We start from the raw sequence: 15411 nt of genomic DNA, 5'->3' as shown, positions 1-15411 counted from the left end.
CCGGCCGCCGATCGGAGTCCGATGGAGCGGCGAGGCGCTCTCGCGTCCGATCGCAATGCCACCTTCTCCCCTCGCATGGTAGTCGCCCGATATGAGCCGTCCTCGCCACGATCGACATCTTCTAATGATTTGCGGGGATCTCTGGAACCTGGGCGATCTCGCGCTCCTGCTCCAGAATCTCGAGATCGCCCGCTCGCTCGGCCGGCGGGCCTTCGTTCGCCGCTGGGGGGCGCTGCCTCGCGAGATCGAGGCGCAGGTCGAGGAAGCGGGCGGGACATTCGTCGACGGCCGCAACCCGGCAAAGCTCCTGACCGCCGCGCGCGGCAGCGATATCGTGATCGGCGGCGGGCAGCTGGTTCGCGCCAACGTCTCGCCCAAGAGCCTCGCCCTTCTCCTGGCCGCGGTTCTGGCGGCCAGATCGAGCGGCGGTCGGGTCACGACGCGCGGGCTCGGCGTAAGCCCCATCGGCCGGGGACTCCCACTTCTTCTCTGGCGTTCCGTGCTGACCCTGGCCGACGACGTGCGCGTTCGCGACGAAGCCTCGTTTCGCAATGCCCGACAGATCGCCCCGCGCGCCAAGGTCCTCCTGACCGCCGACATGGCCTTCTACCCGAGCCGCCTCCACGAGCATGCGGGGTCTTCGCTGCGGCCTGCCTCCACCATCCTGATCGCGCCCTGCATCGATCCGAGCGAAGGCCGTTCGCTCGACGGCGCGGTGTTCCTGGCGCTCGTCGAGCTCGCGCAGGCGCGCTTTCCCAAGGCCGAACTCGTCTTCGCCTGCCACGACGCGCGCCCCGGCATGGACGGGGAGGCCGCCGACACCTTGATCCGCCGCCACGGGCTTCGAGCCCGCAAGTCCGCGCCCCACGATCTGAAGGCCTTCCTGCAGGACTACAAGAGCGCGGAACTCGTGATCACCAACCGGCTGCACTCGGTGGTCTTCGCCCTTCTGAGCGGCCGGCCCGTTCTGGCGGTGAACGACGGCTCGCCGAAGATCGACGCCGTCGCCCGGGCCTTCTCGGTGTCGACGGTCCCGCTGGAGGCCGCGGCCGAGGCGGAAGGCGCCATCGAACGGGCGCTCGGCTTCGATCGCGCGGCCCGACACGCGGCCCTCGAAACGGCCGCCGCCGGGGCCCGGCGCAACATCGAAGACGGAACCTTGGCATGATATCGCGCGTCGTCGTCATCAACGATGCATCCATCGCCCGCGGGGGCGCGACGGGGCTGGCTCTCTTGTCCATCGGACTGATGCGGGCGCGCGGCATTGCCGTCACCTACCTCGTCGGCGACGAGGGCAAGAACGAGGAACTGGAGCGGCTGGGGGTCGAGGTCGTTGCCGTCGGGGGCAAGCCCCTCGTCAAGCAGAACCCCGTCATGGCTCTCGGTCGCGGCCTCTACAACCGTTCGGCCGGGGCCAAGGTCGCGGCCTGGATCGCCGAGAACGACAACCCGACCACCGTCTACCACGTCCACGGCTGGTCGAAGATCCTGACGCCCGCGATCTTCCCACCTCTGCGCAAGGTCGCCTTGCGCACCTTCCTCCACGCGCACGACTTCTTCCTGGCCTGCCCGAACGGCGCTTTCATGAATTATCCGAAGGGAACGCCCTGCGAGCTGGTCCCGCTCTCCACGTCCTGCCTCGCCACCCAGTGCGACAAGCGCAACTATGCGCAGAAGCTCTGGCGCGTCGGCCGGCTTCGGGTCCTGGACTCGGTCCTGACCGACAAGGACCCCTGGGCCGGCGTCATGATGATCCACCCTCGGATGCGCCATTATCTCGAAAAGGGCGTTCGCCGCTCGCGGCATATGTTCACCGTGCGCAATCCCGCCGAGCCCTTCTCGCGCCAGCGCATCCGCTGCGAGGACAACGAGACCGTCTTCTTCATCGGCCGCGTCGAGGCGGAGAAGGGCGTGGCCGAACTCTTGAGTGCGGCCAAGCGCGCCAAGGTGCCGGTGGCAGTGATCGGCGACGGCCCGCTGCGCGACCAGCTCACGAAGGAGTATCCGAACGTCCAGTTCCACGGCTGGCGGACCCGCGCGGAGATCGCGACGCTTCTTTCGGCGGCCAGGGGCGTCATCATGCCGTCGCGCTATCCCGAGCCCTTCGGCCTCGTGGCGGCCGAGGCCTCGCAGAGCGGCCTGCCGGTCCTCCTGTCGCGCAGCTCCTTTCTGTCCGAGGAGATCGTCACGCACCGCATCGGCTTCGAGTTTGACAACGACGAATCCGCGATCGCAGGCGCGTTGCGCATGCTGGCCGACCTGCCGCGCGAGCGCCTGCAGGCGATGAGCGAGCGGGCCCATTCGAACGTGGCGCGGCTTTCGCTGACGTCCGACCAGTGGATTGACGCACTGCTCGCATCGTACGACGCTGCGATCATGGGCCGTCCGGCCTTGCTGGAAAGCGCATAGATCTCATGCCCCGACGGAGCGTCGCGCTCCGCCGGAACCCGCTGACTCGCACGTAGTCGTTCTCGATCCGAAGGGCTTAGGCAAGATGGATGCTGTTCACGCGTTCGGCGTGCTCACCGATCTCGACGGGCTGATCGGGATCGTGCGCGCGCAAATCGCGGCCCTGCCCACGTCCGCTCTCGGCTGGCCGGTCGCGCCGGCCCTCTACCCCGCCCTCGTCTTCGCGCCGCTGATCCTCTGGGCCGCGGTTCTGCGGGGCGTGGCGCTTGTCCTCGCCCTCGCGGTTCTGGCCTGGATCGCGTCCATCGCCCTGCTGCAGGCCGGCGTTCCCGCCATCGGAGCCCTGCAGTTCCTGGCGGCATGGGCGGCAGGCTTCCTGCTCTGCATGGCGGCGCGCGAAAACCGGCTTCGCAACCTGCGGCTCGGCCGGTCGGTGGAGGAGAAGGATCGCAAGCTGACCGCCGCGACGTTCGAACTCGACAGGGAGCGTCTCTGGCGCCGAGCCTCGGGGGACGACCGCTCCACGCTCGACGACGCCGTGTTCCGCGATCTCATGGACCGGCTGAGAAAAGACGCGAGCTTGAACGAGCCGACGACATAGGCGCGTCATCATCCACAGGGCATCGAAGCGAAAACCATATTCGCAGGATGTCCGAGAACGATGTCCTTCAATCTGCCATAGATCGGATCTAGATGCCCCTGCTCAACCTAAGGGCCAGTGACAGTATGCTGCATCAGGAACGGCAGGCCGGCCATGGCGTGAGCGTACCCGAGAACGTGTCCGGGTTCGAGCCGATCGCTCTGGACTTCATTCTGGCCGCGCTTCGCCGCAGGATGTGGACGATCGCCTTCTGCACCCTGGCCGGTGCCACCGTGGGTGTCGCCTATGTTGCGCTGACCTCGCCGCTCTACACATCCTCCACCGACATCATGATCGACAAGGGCACGTCGGGCGTCATCGGCAGCGTCAGCATGGCGACGGACGTCTTCCAGGACGACGCCGACATGATGACGCAGGTGCAGATCCTGAGCTCGCAGCAGCTCGCGACCTCGGTGGCTCAGGACGCCCGCCTGACCGATGATCCGGCCTTCATGAACAGCGATCCGTCGGTCTTCTCGCGGATTCAGTCGGGCGTCACCGGCATCCTCCAGACCGTTCTGCCCTTCGTGTCCTTCGGCACGGACGACGAGGAGCTGAGCCCGGAGGCGAAGCTCGCCTACGCGACCGCGGTCCTGCGCAACAACCTGACCGTGGAGCGCGTCGACAAGACCTACGTGCTGCGCCTCAGCTACACCGATTCCGATCGCACCCTCGCCAGCAAGATCGCCCAGGCCTACGGCGCGGCCTATCTCAACGACCAGCTCGAGGCGAAATACGAGGCCACGCGCCGGGCCGCGGGCTGGCTGGAGGAGCGCCTGGCCGAGCTGCGCCAGCAGTCCTTCAACGCCGATCTGGCCGTCCAGAACTACCGGCGGGACAACCGGCTTCTTTCCACGAACAACCAGCTCCTGTCCGAGCAGCAGCTCGGCGGCCTCAACACGCAGCTGATCGAGGCTCGCGCGAGTACGGCCGAGGCCAAGGCGCGGCTGGACCAGATCCGAAGCATCATCGCGAGCGGCCAGCCCGACGCGGTGGTAGGCGATGCGCTCCAGAACGCGACGATCGTTAATCTGCGGCAGCGCTACCTCGACGCAATGCGGCGTCGGGACCTGATCGTCCAGTCGCTCGGAGAGAACCACCTGCAGGCGCAGCGTCTGGCCGAGGAAATGAAGGGCTATCAGGCGCAGATTTTGGGTGAGCTGCGCCGGATCGCGGAGAGCTACGAGAGCACCTACAACGTCGCCCTGCGCCGAGAAGAGTCGCTGGACGCCAGCCTCCAGGGGGCGGTCGGCGTGAATGCCACCGCCAATACCTCCAGCGTCCAGCTGCGGGAACTCGAGCGGGAGGCGGACGCCTTCCGCAATCTCTACAACGTCTTCCTCCAGCGCTATCAGGAAACCCTGCAGGAGAAGTCGTTCCCGATCACCGAAGCGCGGATCATCACGCCGGCGCGCATGCCCTCTCGCCCGAGCTTCCCGAAGGTTCCGATCGTGCTGGCCCTCGCCACCATCCTGGGCGCGGCGTCCGGCATCGGGCTGGCGGCGATCCGCGAGCATCGCGACCGCTTCTTCCGGACCGGCAGCCAGGTCCGGCTAGAGCTCGGCGTCGAGTTCCTGGGAGCGACCAGCGCCCTGCAGTCGCCGGACCCGGTCGAGGACGTGATGTCACAGGGCGGCGAGTTCCGGGCCGGGCTGTGGCGGATCGGAAGCCTGAACGACCACTCTGCCCGCGCGCCCCTGACGCCGTTCGCCGAAACCCTGCGCAACGCCAAGTTCGCCGCCGACACCGTGATGGGCACCCGGCAGACCAAGGTCATCGGCGTCGTCTCCTGCCTCCCGCGGGAGGGCAAGACGACGATCTCGGCGAACTTCGCCACGCTGCTCGCCTCCCGCGGCAGCCGCGTGCTCCTGATCGACGCCGACCTGCGCAATCCCGGCCTCTCGCGCACCCTGAACATCAAGCCCAACGTGGGGCTGGTCGAAGCGGTGCAGGGCACGGCCCGGCTGGAGGACTGTCTCGTCTGGGATCGCAGCGGCGAACTGGCGGTCCTGCCGGTGGCCCTCGGGCGCTCCGTCCTGCACTCCAGCGACGTGCTGCTGTCCTCCGGCATGTCGCGGATCTTCGAGCAGTTCCACGGCGGTTTCGACTACATCATCATCGACCTGCCGCCGCTCGGGCCCATCGTCGATGCGCGGGCGATGGTCCAGAAGGTCGACGGCCTTGTCATGGTCGTCGAATGGGGCGCCACCTCGCGCAAGCTCGTCCGTACAATCCTGAGCGACAATCCCGGACTGCACGACAAGGTCCTAGGCGTCATCTTTAACAAGGCCGACGAGAAGAAGATGCAGCTCTATCGCACCAGCGACAGCAGCGATTACTACATCAACAGCTACAAAGACTATTACCACCAGTAACCCGGTCTCCCTCTTGACGGGGCCGGCATGACGTCCAGGCAGCGCGCGACGGGAAACGTCGTGCGCTGCCTGTCTCGTGTCCGAAGTCTGGACCCGCCATTCTCTACGCCGTCGCCGGTTGCTGGAAGGTCCGTCGGGCAGCCTCGAACGTAGGGGAAGCGGGACCGGCTTACTATTGGGGGTTGATAAGCCGGGACCCGCCGCTTCGACCCCCGTGCCCGACAATTCGGGGCCTGCGTGATCTTGCCAGGCGACCTCGTTCTCCGCCTCTGACGCCTTGACAATTTTCGATTGTTTTTTGTGCAACACCTTCCGAGAGCTCAGTGATCGCCAGGCGGTCGACGTCGGACCATAGCCCCGGAGTCCTCGCGGACGCGAGCATGAGACGACACGGCGTCATCCGGCAGGACGCCTGCCGCGAACGGTAATGTCCCAGAGCTTTCCCCCCGGCAATCTCGAATCGTCAAAGCCGGTACTGGGCCGCCAAACGCTTGCTCTATTGGGAATCGCCGTCTTCCGGAGGCGGCTGCAGCGACGGGGCCTCGTCGCAAATGCCGCCTCTTCGAACGGGTTCGAAGACACGGCTCCGGCTATCGCTGGAGCGCGATCGTTTTCGTTAGGTCGCTTCCTCCTGATTCGCCGTCCGATGCCCGCGGGAAGCGCCGAGCCGCGAATCGGTTCTTCGCGGCCTCGAATCGGAGAACTGAACCCAAATCACTTCAATATCACGAAAAAATGATAGTTGGCGTCGCGCGGGCTCTCAGACGTGTAGACGCGGCCTAAGCGCACTTGAACGGGCCGGCACCATTTCTAGAATGCCGTAAATGCAACTTTAAAGAGAGTTATCAATCTCTGTCCTCAACCAGCGCGATCTCGCAGTTAACGAAGACTTAAAACGTCCGCAAGTGACGCTGGTGGAGCTGGTTAAAAAGTGCTTAAAGGAGCTCCGGTTCCCTTACCTACGGAGACTAAGACAATGGCAGTTGTAGTTAACGATCCGTCCAATCCCGACACTGCAACCCCGGTCCAGAGCGCGCCGACGCAGAGCCGTCCGGACGCTACCCCGACTTCGGGCAATGGTGTGACTTATAAGAACGCGACGGTCGTTCAGAACGGCGATGACGTGAAGGTCAAGGGGTCTGCGGAGGCTGACCGCGTCAGCACAAAGGACCTGCTGCGCGACAGCGATCACGTCATCAATCTGGGCGCTGGCGACGACGTCTTCATCTTCCGAGCGGATGACGCGACCAATTCGAAGCTGCGTAACGCCGTGGTTGACATGGGCACGGGCAGCAACGATCATGTTGTCCTGGCGAACGAGATTTCCGACTATCAAATCACGTTCCGTGAGAATGGCAGCATCAAGTTCGAGTACGTCGGCAACGGTCAGACCGACAACGCGGCGATCACCTTTAACGGTGCTGAGCAGTTCACGTTCCGCAATATCTCGGACGATGGCATGACGTTCCGCGAGTCTCAGACTTTTACCTATGCTGAGCTCATGAAGGAGCTGGGCGTTACCTTCGATCACATGATGTAATGGTTAATACTCATGTGTGCGGACCGAGAGTGCGTATCTTACACATGAGTATGGGGTTAGAATATATAATATGGAGGGCGGGATTAGATTCCGTCCTCCATTTCCATTTTGATCCTATTCAAAGGCCGTCGTTGTCCGACCTTATTTGCGGGCGGTATGGATGAAACGCTAGCCGCCCCGTCTTTCAGAAGGATTCGCCTCAAGAGGGCAGCCCGACCGACTCGCGGCTGTTTCCTCCGAGTGCCTCGGCCGCATGCGCGGCGCTGATCGCGTCGAGGATCGTCTGCGCCTGCGTGCGCCAGGAGAAGCGCTGGTTGCGCTCGTAGCCCAGGCGAACCAGTTCCGCCGCCCGTGAAGGGTCGTAGAGAATGCGCCGGACCGATGCTATGATCGACTCCACGTCGTAGGGATCGCAATACTCGGCGGCGTCCCCGCAGCGCTCTATCATCGACGGCAGGTGGGACGTGACGACCGGGCAGCCGAAGTGCATGGCCTCCAGCGGCGGGATCGCTGAGGCCTCGTAGAAGGATGGGAACACCAGGCAGCGGGCGCTCTTGTAGAACTCCCCGAGCTTGGCCGGGTCCTCGATCTGGCCGACGAAGTGGATGCGGTGGCGAACGTGTTCGGGAATGTCCCGGACGACGGGGGTGAGGATGCGCCCGGCGCTCCCGACGAAGACGAAGTCGAGGTCGTCCTCGCTCGCCAGACGGATGGCGACGTCCCGCAGCCCCGCGAAGTTCTTGCGAAGTGACAGCGATCCGACATACAGCGCGTAGTTTCGCGGCGGGCGGACCGCATCCTCGGCCGTCTGCGGCGCGCGGTTGCCGCGCCAGCCGCCGTTCTGCGCGACGGTCAGATCGGACCCGAGCTTCGGCGCCAGCCGGCGCAGCACCTCCTCCTCGGTCTTCGAGACGGTGAAGATCGGGCGCGCCCGTGCCAGGAGAACCGGCAGCAGCGAGGCGTGGAAGAGCCGGTAGCGCAGGCGATAGGCCGACGGGAACTTGCGGTAGGATAGATCGTGGATCATCAGCCCGCAGGGCTGCTGGAAGAGGAGGCTGAGGAGCGGCGCCGTGTTGCCGAGGCAGAGCAGGATGCTCCCGCGTGCCGCCCTCGGAAGCACCGTCTGCTCCCACATCCAGCCGTGCGTTCCCGGCGCTTCGACGACGTCGATATGCGAAAGGTCCATGCCCTGGAGATCGGCGTCGGGCTCGCAGATCAACCGGACGCGGAACCGATCGTCGCCTTCGCCCAGCATGCGGTCGATCTCGCAGGTCAGCTCCCGCGCAACGCGCTGGACGCCGGTGATGCGCTGGCCGACGAAGCGCCCGTTGATCGCGATGGGAATCCGCTCGCCCACCTAGCCGCCGCTCCCCCGCCGCACATGGCGACGCGTGTCGGACATGTTCGTTGTGGCCATGCGGGACGGCTCGTGACGCGGCGCGGCCCCGACATCGCCTGAGGATGTGTGGGGCGCTCTCCGGACGGCTGTCTTGGTGATTTCGATGCGTGCGCTCATCAGGGAGCAGGCCGGGTTGGCCATCCGTTTAAACCTCCTCCCACGGACGGGCGACGGCGATATCGCCGCAGGCATGGCTCGAACACAAGACGCCTCCACGTCGACTCAACCTTAGGCCGAGCGTCGGAATATTACCATCAGGGGCGAGTATCGCGCACGAAGCGATCAGCGGGTGAAACGCGCGAAAAGATCGCGTGCGCTGGCGAAGGTCTCGTCGATGAGCTCGCCTGCGGGCTTGCGCGCGGGACGCGCGAGGCGGCGCTCCAGGCCGTCGATCACCTCGGCCTCGTTGCCCGGCCGGGCGAAGGCCATCGCGTCGTCTTCCCCGATCGAGCGCATGAAGGCTTCGAGCTTCTCGTCCCAGAGAAGGGCGTAGACCGGCACCTCGAACGAGACGCCGGCGATGATCGCGTGCATGCGGTGGGCGACGAGGCCGGACAGAGAGCCGATCAGCGCGGCGAGCTCGCTCGGCGAAACGGGGCGCCGCCGTTCGAAGCCGGGTCCCGACCTGGAGCGCAGATCGGCTTCGATCTCGTCGAGCACCGTTTCGTCCTCGGGACTGCCGTTGGTGAAGGCGAGGACCGCGTGGCCCCTCTCGGCCAGACGCGCGCAGAGATTGCCGTACCAGGCGGCCATGTCCGTGTCCGAGACCGTCTCGGCGGAATGGTAGCGGATGGCGACCGAACTCGTGACGCAGACACCGATGCGGGCAGGGGCGCCGGAGGCCTCCGCCGTCACGTAGCGCGCGATCATCAGCCCCGGATCGCGCACCACGGACGCCTCGCGCTGCGCGGCGTCGGCGAACAGGCGGTCGAAGTTGCGCTTGGAGCTGTCGTCGCGGACGGAGATGTAGACGGGCCGCGCGCGCGACAGCGCCGCGCGCATGATCCTTGTGCCCTTCTCCGACCATTTCGACGAGACGCCGACCCCGTAGATCGCCGAGGGCAGGCGCCGGCGATGGGCGAGATCGAGGGCGCTCGCGACCTTGACCGGAAAGTTGAGGTCCATGTCGGTCAGGAGGTTGCCGCCGCCCACGACCACCGCGTCGGCGTCTGCGGAATGCCTCTCGTAGTGGGGGCGCCATTTTCGGCGCAGCAGCAGCTCGCGCGGCACGGACGTGGCGACCTGGCGCAAGGGGGCGGGGAGACCCGCCAGGACCTTCAGCACCATCGAGCGCGAGGCGGCGCCGCGCTCGTAGGCCGTGCGTGCGCTGAGGTCGATCGAGTATGTGCCCTCGGCATCGCTGCCGCATTCCCTGGCCGCCATCTCCAGGCATTCCGACAACAGCCCGTCGCCGAGATTGGGGCTGAACTTGACGTTGAAGAGGCGGATGCGAGGCTTGCGGTCGGTCATGGCCGTCTCTCGAGTTCTGGCGTCGCGGCTCGGCCCACCGCGCTCGGCCCGGCACGCGCCGGTCCGACATCTCGATCAGCCGGCGCCCGGTTCGTGCGGACGGGAAGAAATTCGACCGCCCTTCTATCCCAGGCTCGTGCAAAGACCAAGCGAGGGCCGCTCCTTCCCTCGCGTTGCCGACGGGAATTTGATCCAGCCCGCCCAACGCGGCGGTGCCACCCCGATGGATCGCATTTTCGCTATTCGGTAAAGGGATCGAACACTCTGAAAGATAACGGCAATTTCACGCGGCAGGGCGATGATCGATCGCGTGCAAGGGATCCGCCGTCATGAAACTCAACGTCCAGACTCACTTCTCACAAGGGTGGAACATCAAGCTTCTCGACAAGGCGAAGGAGCTCGGGGTCGACGACATCCGCGATTCCCAGCCCTGGGCCAAGATCGAGACGCAGAAGGGCTCCTACGTCTTCCCGACGCAGCTCGTGAACTACATGGATGCCGCGGAAGCCAAGGGCATGAGCTCGCTCCTGACCTTCGCCAGCGCCAATGCGCTCTACGACAGCGGCCTCACGCCCCATACGGCCGAGGGACGGGCCGCCTATGCGCAGCACATCCTGGCGGTGCTGCGCCAGTACGGGTCGCAGGTCGAGGAGATCGAGGTCTGGAACGAGTTCAACACGGGCAACTTCAAGGGCCCGGCGGCCCAGGATGACGCGCGCTACTACACCGAGTTGCTGAAGGTCGTCTACGAGACCGTCAAGCCCGAGTTCCCCGAGGTGAAGATCCTCGGCGGATCGGTCAACGTCGTTGGTACCGGCGCGCTGGAGGACATCTTCGAGCTTGGCGCGCTGCGCTACATGGACGGCGTCTCCATCCATCCCTATCGGCGCGAAGCCGAGCATGTCGACGACGAGATCCAGCACCTGCGCGACGTCATGGCGGGCCATGGCGAGGTCAAGCCGATCTACGCCACCGAGTTCGGGCGCGAGTTCACCGACCCCGCCGAGGTGCCGGCCTTCATGCTCAAGATGGCGACCCTGATGGCCTCGGTCGACGTCAAGGAAAGCTACTGGTACGCCCTGATCGACCAGAGTCATTTCGAGAACATGGGGCTCCTGACCCGGTCGGGCGAGGAGAAGCCGGCGGCGGCGACCTTCGAGTTCCTGAAGAAGGAGCTTCTGCCCCTCGGAAACCCGGTCCGCGTCGATACGGGCGACGACCTGACGCTCGTCTACCGCTACGGCCAGGACACCTACGTCATGTGGGGCGCCGCCCGCGGCGTCGATTTCGGCGCCGGACGCTTCTTCGACGCGCGCGGCAACGAGATCGCACGGCCCACCGCCTTGTCGGCTGAGCCGGTCGTCTTTAAGGGCGAGGGCTTCGCGCTCGGCGAGAAGACCGTGATCGCCGACACGCTGATGGAGTTCGGCGAGGGCGACTGGCAGTATTTCGCGCAGGATCGCAACGGCAAGCTGACGGAGCTGTCGCTCGTGGACTGGGATTGGACGTCCTACTACGGCAGCCAGTACACCAAGCCGCTGCGCGTGAACGCCGATTCCATCGCGCCGGCCGGCAACGGGGCCAATCCGGTCCGCGTCGTGGAGCGTTACGTGTCCGACGACGACCAAGTCGTCGGCGTGGACGCCTTCTGGCGTACCGGCGTGGGCGACGGCGTCGACCTGCGCATCGCCTTGAACGGCGTCGACATCTTCTCGAAGTCTTTCACAGGCCTCTTCGAGCTGGAGGGCTTCAAGGTCACGCTGCGCGCGGGCGATCGCCTCGACTTCTCGCTCGGGCCCAATCAGACCGTGGAAGGCGACTCGACCCTTCGGCAGATCACGCTGACGCGCATCTCGGACCAGCCGGTCCAGAAGGTGCCGCCAGTCGTGGCCGGCATCGAGCGGACGGCGCATGCCGGCGGGGAACTCCTGCAGGGCACGGCGTCCGCGGACCGTCTCATCGGCCAGGGCGGCGACGACCGGCTCCTCGGCGGCGCGGGCGACGACACGCTCTCGGGCGGGGAGGGACGCAACCTCCTGGACGGAGGCGAGGGCTTCGACACGGTGTCCTACGCCGACGCTTCCGGCGCAGTGGACGTGCGCCTCGGGAACACCCTGCCGCAGACCGTCTCGGTCGGGACGCAGGACAGGCTCGTCGGCATCGAGGCCGTGATCGGCTCGCGGTTTGACGACCGCTTTTCTGGAACCGATCGCGACGAGCACTTCTTCGGCGGCGACGGCGACGACCTGTTCCACGCCTCGCGCGGCAGCGACCTTGTCGATGGGGGCGCGGGCCGGGACACCCTGTCGTTCCAGGCCTTCGCGAGCGGGGTGAGCGCCGACCTGTCGACGGAGGCGCGCCAGGAGGTGGCCGCCGGCACGAGCCTGCGCATCGTCTCGATCGAGGCGCTGACGGGTTCGGAACATGCCGACACCTTACGCGCCGGAGATTCGGGGAGCACCATCCTGGCGCTGCGCGGCGACGATCTCGTGATCGGCGGCGCCGGAAACGACACGCTGGACGGCGGGGCGGGAAGCAACACCATCTCCTACGAGACGGCCGCTTCCGGCGTGGTCGTCACGCTCGGTCTCGAAGGGCCGCAGGACACGCGGGGAGCGGGCGTCGATACGATCCGCCGCTTCCAGGGCCTCGTCGGCTCCAGTCACGACGACTTCCTCACCGGCAGCAAGGACGCCGACCGGATCAGCGGCGGGGCGGGTGCCGACGTCATCATCGGGGGCGCCGGTGCCGACACGCTGGCGGGCGGGGCGGGGGCGGACACGTTCGTCTACCTGTCGGTCTCCGACAGCCGTCCGAAGGCGATGGACCTCATCCTCGACTTCTCCGCCGCGGAGGGCGACAGGATTTCCCTGTCCGCCATCGACGCCAACAGCCGAACGGCAGGCAACGACGCCTTCACGCTCGTGACCGCGTTCGACTGCCATCCGGACCAGCTCCTCGTCGAGGCGAGGGGAGCGGAGTACCTCGTTTCGGGCGACGTGAACGGCGATGGTGTCGCCGACTTCGCGTTGCGGGTCGTCTCGTCCGCACCCTTGACGGAAGCCGCCTTCATCCTCTGATCCGCCCGCCGGGCCGGCGGCGCGGCGCGTCTCAGTCGGCGGCGGCGCGCAGGATGCTCGCCATCAGCTTCTGCCCCGCGTTCGACCACCGGAACGCACCCGCCCGCTCCCGGCCGCGCCGGACGAAGTCGGCGCGCACCTGCGCATCGTCCGCCAGGCGGCGAACGGCCAGGGTCCAGTCCCCGGCGCTGTCGACATCGGCATATTGCACCGCGTCGCGGCATACTTCGGGCATGGCGCCGGCCGGCGAGACGACCGCCGGGCAGCCGATGCTCATGGCCTCCAGCGGGGGCAGGCCGAAGCCCTCCGTGCGCGAGGGCATCAGCACGCAAAGCGCCTGCTCGTAGAGCGTCCGAAGTTCGGCGTCGCTGACACGGCCCGGCATCATGACATGGGCCGGCAGCGACAGGCCGACGCGCTCCAGCGCCTCACGCGTGGTTCCCACGACCACGGGCACCACGTCGTCGAGCTGGCCGCCGGCGAACGCCTCGGCGATAATACGGGTGTTCTTATAGGCTTTGGGGCTGCCGATATGGACGGCATAGCGGCCGGGGACGAGGCCGAGCCGGTCGATCACCGTGGGATCGGCGGCCTGCGCGTGGAGGTGGTCGACACCGTTGTAGATCACCACCGTTCGGTCCCGGTGCGAGACGCGGCACAGGTCCAGCATCTGGCGCGAGAACTCCGAGACAGTCAGAACCTCGCAGCTCGTGCGCGCCATCCAAGGAGTGACCAGTCGGTATCCCCAGCGCTGCCGAGCCGGATAGGAGCTGTCCGAGAACAGAAACTGCACGTCGTGCAGCATCAGGAGCTTCCTGCGATGTAGGACGGGGGCAAGATTGCAGAGGTTAACGAGAACGGCGTCCCTGGCGAGGCCCGGGAGCGAGAATTGTTCCCACAGCTGCGAATTCGCCTTGTCGTTCTCGACAAGGCGGATCGTGGACAGTTCGGGCGTCCAGTCCCGGCGTCGGGGCAGGATCACGCTGACCGCAGGACGGGACGCCTCGTCCATTGCACCGAGCAGGCCGTCGATTTCCCGGATCAAGAGATCGGCGACTCGGTGAACGCCATTCAGGCCGGCACCGTAGAATTTCCCGTTGAAGACGATAGGGCGCATGAATCCTGCTGGACATCGTGTGGGTCTCGGGGCGCTCTTAAAGAGCCTAAAAAACCTCGTGGGGTCGGCATGCGGGGTCTTTGCCGCCGATGCGTCGTTGCCGATGCTCGCCTATGCGTTGCATGGCTTCCGTTCGGCTCCTCGCTTCAGTGACAAATCCCTCGTCAGCCCTCCACCTAGAGGTCTAGTCAAACGCTCTTAGCAGGTCCTTGCCTGCGCGGCACCTGCCAGCGAGAGACGAGGGGTCGACTGCTTCTTGAGGCGACCTCGTTGCATGTAAGCGTGAACCCCCTTATTTCGATGCGGGGTCGCCGTATCGACGCAATTTCACGTATCCCTCGCTAATCCGACGAACAGGGAGTTCGAGCCGTGAGCGATCGTTCTGGTGCTGCATTCACGAGACGTCAATTTCTGGCCGCCGCGGCGGTGGTGCCCTTCGTGCGCCCGGCGAACGCGATACCGTCCCTGCTCGACCGCGTGATGGTGCAGGGGCGCCCGCAGGATACGGGCTCGCCCTATAAGGTCCGCAACATTATGCCGGCCCTTGATGCGCTCGGGGGCCTGCGCAGGATGCGCTGCCGGGCGCCGTTCTCCGGAACGCCGGGATGGCAGAGCTACGAGGGATTGGCGAACGAGGGCGTGCGGTTCTGCTTCACGCTCCCGATCAAGGACCCCACCGTTCTCGTTGACGACATGGTCGCCTTTGTCCGGCTGCATCCCGGTTCGATCTTCGCCATCGAATTTCCGAACGAGCCGGATCTCAATCCGGTTTCCTACAAATCCATGAAGGATGTCCGTCTCGGAGCCCGCGAAGGCGATGCGCCCGCCCTCATGGCCTTTTGCCGCGATATCACGCAGATTTTGTCGCAGACCGAGGAATTGAAGGAGATCCCGCGCGTCTCCTTCAACGACTGGATGCAGGCCGAGCAAAGCGATCTCGTCGCCTACGCCAACTCGCACATTTATCCCAAACCAACGACGCCGGTGGATGCTTGGCTGCCAGGCTGGCGCGCCTTACTAGCTGAAAGCGGGCACAAGCAAGGCATGATTACCGAATGGGGCCGCACCACTGGGGGCGACGCCTCGAACCCGGTCGCGCCGCCAGTTTCCCTCGATCAACAGGCCGAACTCCTCTCAGCCGACCTCCGATCTATTCTAGCGGAGCCCACGGTCGCCACGGTCAGTCTCTACGAGCTGCTCAGCTGGCCGGGCGACAGCGAACAAAACAATTTCGGCCTGTTCAATGCCGATCTTTCGCCCCGGCCGGTGGTGGATGCGATCCGCGCAATCGTTTCTTAGTTATCGTGCTGCGTGAAGGCTGATCCGCTCCCGATCGTTGGACCGCCGGAAGCTGGAGTTTCCGGGCTCCTGACGTGCCCCC

Annotated in this window: 10 protein-coding genes; 7 read left to right on the top strand and 3 right to left on the bottom strand. The window is 65.8% G+C overall.

The window, feature by feature from the left end; genetic code table 11:
• Window positions 1-124 precede the first annotated feature (124 nt).
• The 5 genes from ACLNGM_RS02455 to ACLNGM_RS02435 all read left to right on the top strand — a co-directional run bounded on the left by ACLNGM_RS02455 (window position 125) and on the right by ACLNGM_RS02435 (window position 6964).
• Window positions 125-1168, top strand: a complete 1044-nt coding sequence (locus ACLNGM_RS02455) for a polysaccharide pyruvyl transferase family protein (protein WP_416357038.1) — start codon at window positions 125-127, stop codon at window positions 1166-1168.
• The gene (locus ACLNGM_RS02450) at window positions 1165-2409 is read left to right on the top strand and encodes a glycosyltransferase family 4 protein (RefSeq protein WP_416357037.1); all 1245 of its coding nucleotides are present in this window, start codon (window positions 1165-1167) and stop codon (window positions 2407-2409) included. Before ACLNGM_RS02455 ends, ACLNGM_RS02450 begins: the two co-directional genes overlap by 4 nt.
• An 85-nt stretch (window positions 2410-2494) precedes the next feature.
• Entirely contained in the window at window positions 2495-3010 is a 516-nt protein-coding gene (locus tag ACLNGM_RS02445; protein ID WP_416357036.1) for a hypothetical protein, read from the top strand.
• A 158-nt stretch (window positions 3011-3168) separates the two neighbouring features.
• On the top strand, window positions 3169-5424 hold the full coding sequence (locus ACLNGM_RS02440) for a polysaccharide biosynthesis tyrosine autokinase (RefSeq protein WP_416357035.1): 2256 nt from the start codon (window positions 3169-3171) through the stop codon (window positions 5422-5424).
• A 976-nt stretch (window positions 5425-6400) separates the two neighbouring features.
• Window positions 6401-6964 (top strand): hypothetical protein, encoded by a 564-nt coding sequence (locus ACLNGM_RS02435; RefSeq protein ID WP_416357034.1) that lies wholly within the window; start codon window positions 6401-6403, stop codon window positions 6962-6964.
• Between the two features lie 199 nt (window positions 6965-7163).
• Here ACLNGM_RS02435 and ACLNGM_RS02430 read toward each other — a convergent pair whose 3' ends face one another.
• Window positions 7164-8321, bottom strand: a complete 1158-nt coding sequence (locus tag ACLNGM_RS02430) for a glycosyltransferase family 4 protein (protein WP_416357033.1) — start codon at window positions 8319-8321, stop codon at window positions 7164-7166.
• Between the two features lie 324 nt (window positions 8322-8645).
• Window positions 8646-9833: a polysaccharide pyruvyl transferase family protein gene (locus ACLNGM_RS02425; protein ID WP_416357032.1), complete on the bottom strand. Its 1188-nt coding sequence runs from the start codon at window positions 9831-9833 to the stop codon at window positions 8646-8648.
• Window positions 9834-10162: 329 nt separating this feature from the next.
• Between ACLNGM_RS02425 and ACLNGM_RS02420 the strand changes: the two genes are divergently transcribed.
• A complete protein-coding gene (locus ACLNGM_RS02420) occupies window positions 10163-12913 on the top strand; it encodes a M10 family metallopeptidase C-terminal domain-containing protein (protein ID WP_416357031.1) in 2751 nt (916 codons plus the stop codon).
• 31 nt (window positions 12914-12944) lie between these two features.
• Here the strand turns inward: ACLNGM_RS02420 and ACLNGM_RS02415 are convergent, their stop codons facing one another.
• Window positions 12945-14030: a glycosyltransferase family 4 protein gene (locus tag ACLNGM_RS02415; protein WP_416357030.1), complete on the bottom strand. Its 1086-nt coding sequence runs from the start codon at window positions 14028-14030 to the stop codon at window positions 12945-12947.
• 369 nt (window positions 14031-14399) lie between these two features.
• Between ACLNGM_RS02415 and ACLNGM_RS02410 the strand changes: the two genes are divergently transcribed.
• Window positions 14400-15329 (top strand): hypothetical protein, encoded by a 930-nt coding sequence (locus ACLNGM_RS02410; protein ID WP_416357029.1) that lies wholly within the window; start codon window positions 14400-14402, stop codon window positions 15327-15329.
• The last annotated feature ends 82 nt before the right edge of the window (window positions 15330-15411 follow it).

It is taken from the genome of Aureimonas phyllosphaerae (assembly GCF_047943035.1).
In the GTDB taxonomy this organism is placed as follows: Bacteria; Pseudomonadota; Alphaproteobacteria; order Rhizobiales; family Rhizobiaceae; genus Aureimonas; species Aureimonas phyllosphaerae.
This window is presented reverse-complemented; position numbering and strand designations above follow the sequence as displayed.

Coding starts and splice junctions, on each gene's coding strand:
- ACLNGM_RS02435 (WP_416357034.1), top strand. CDS start 6,401: ATGGCAGTTGTAGTTAACGATCCGTCCAATCCCGACACTGCAACCCCG.
- ACLNGM_RS02455 (WP_416357038.1), top strand. CDS start 125: ATGATTTGCGGGGATCTCTGGAACCTGGGCGATCTCGCGCTCCTGCTC.
- ACLNGM_RS02425 (WP_416357032.1), bottom strand. CDS start 9,833: ATGACCGACCGCAAGCCTCGCATCCGCCTCTTCAACGTCAAGTTCAGC.
- ACLNGM_RS02420 (WP_416357031.1), top strand. CDS start 10,163: ATGAAACTCAACGTCCAGACTCACTTCTCACAAGGGTGGAACATCAAG.
- ACLNGM_RS02415 (WP_416357030.1), bottom strand. CDS start 14,030: ATGCGCCCTATCGTCTTCAACGGGAAATTCTACGGTGCCGGCCTGAAT.
- ACLNGM_RS02445 (WP_416357036.1), top strand. CDS start 2,495: ATGGATGCTGTTCACGCGTTCGGCGTGCTCACCGATCTCGACGGGCTG.
- ACLNGM_RS02450 (WP_416357037.1), top strand. CDS start 1,165: ATGATATCGCGCGTCGTCGTCATCAACGATGCATCCATCGCCCGCGGG.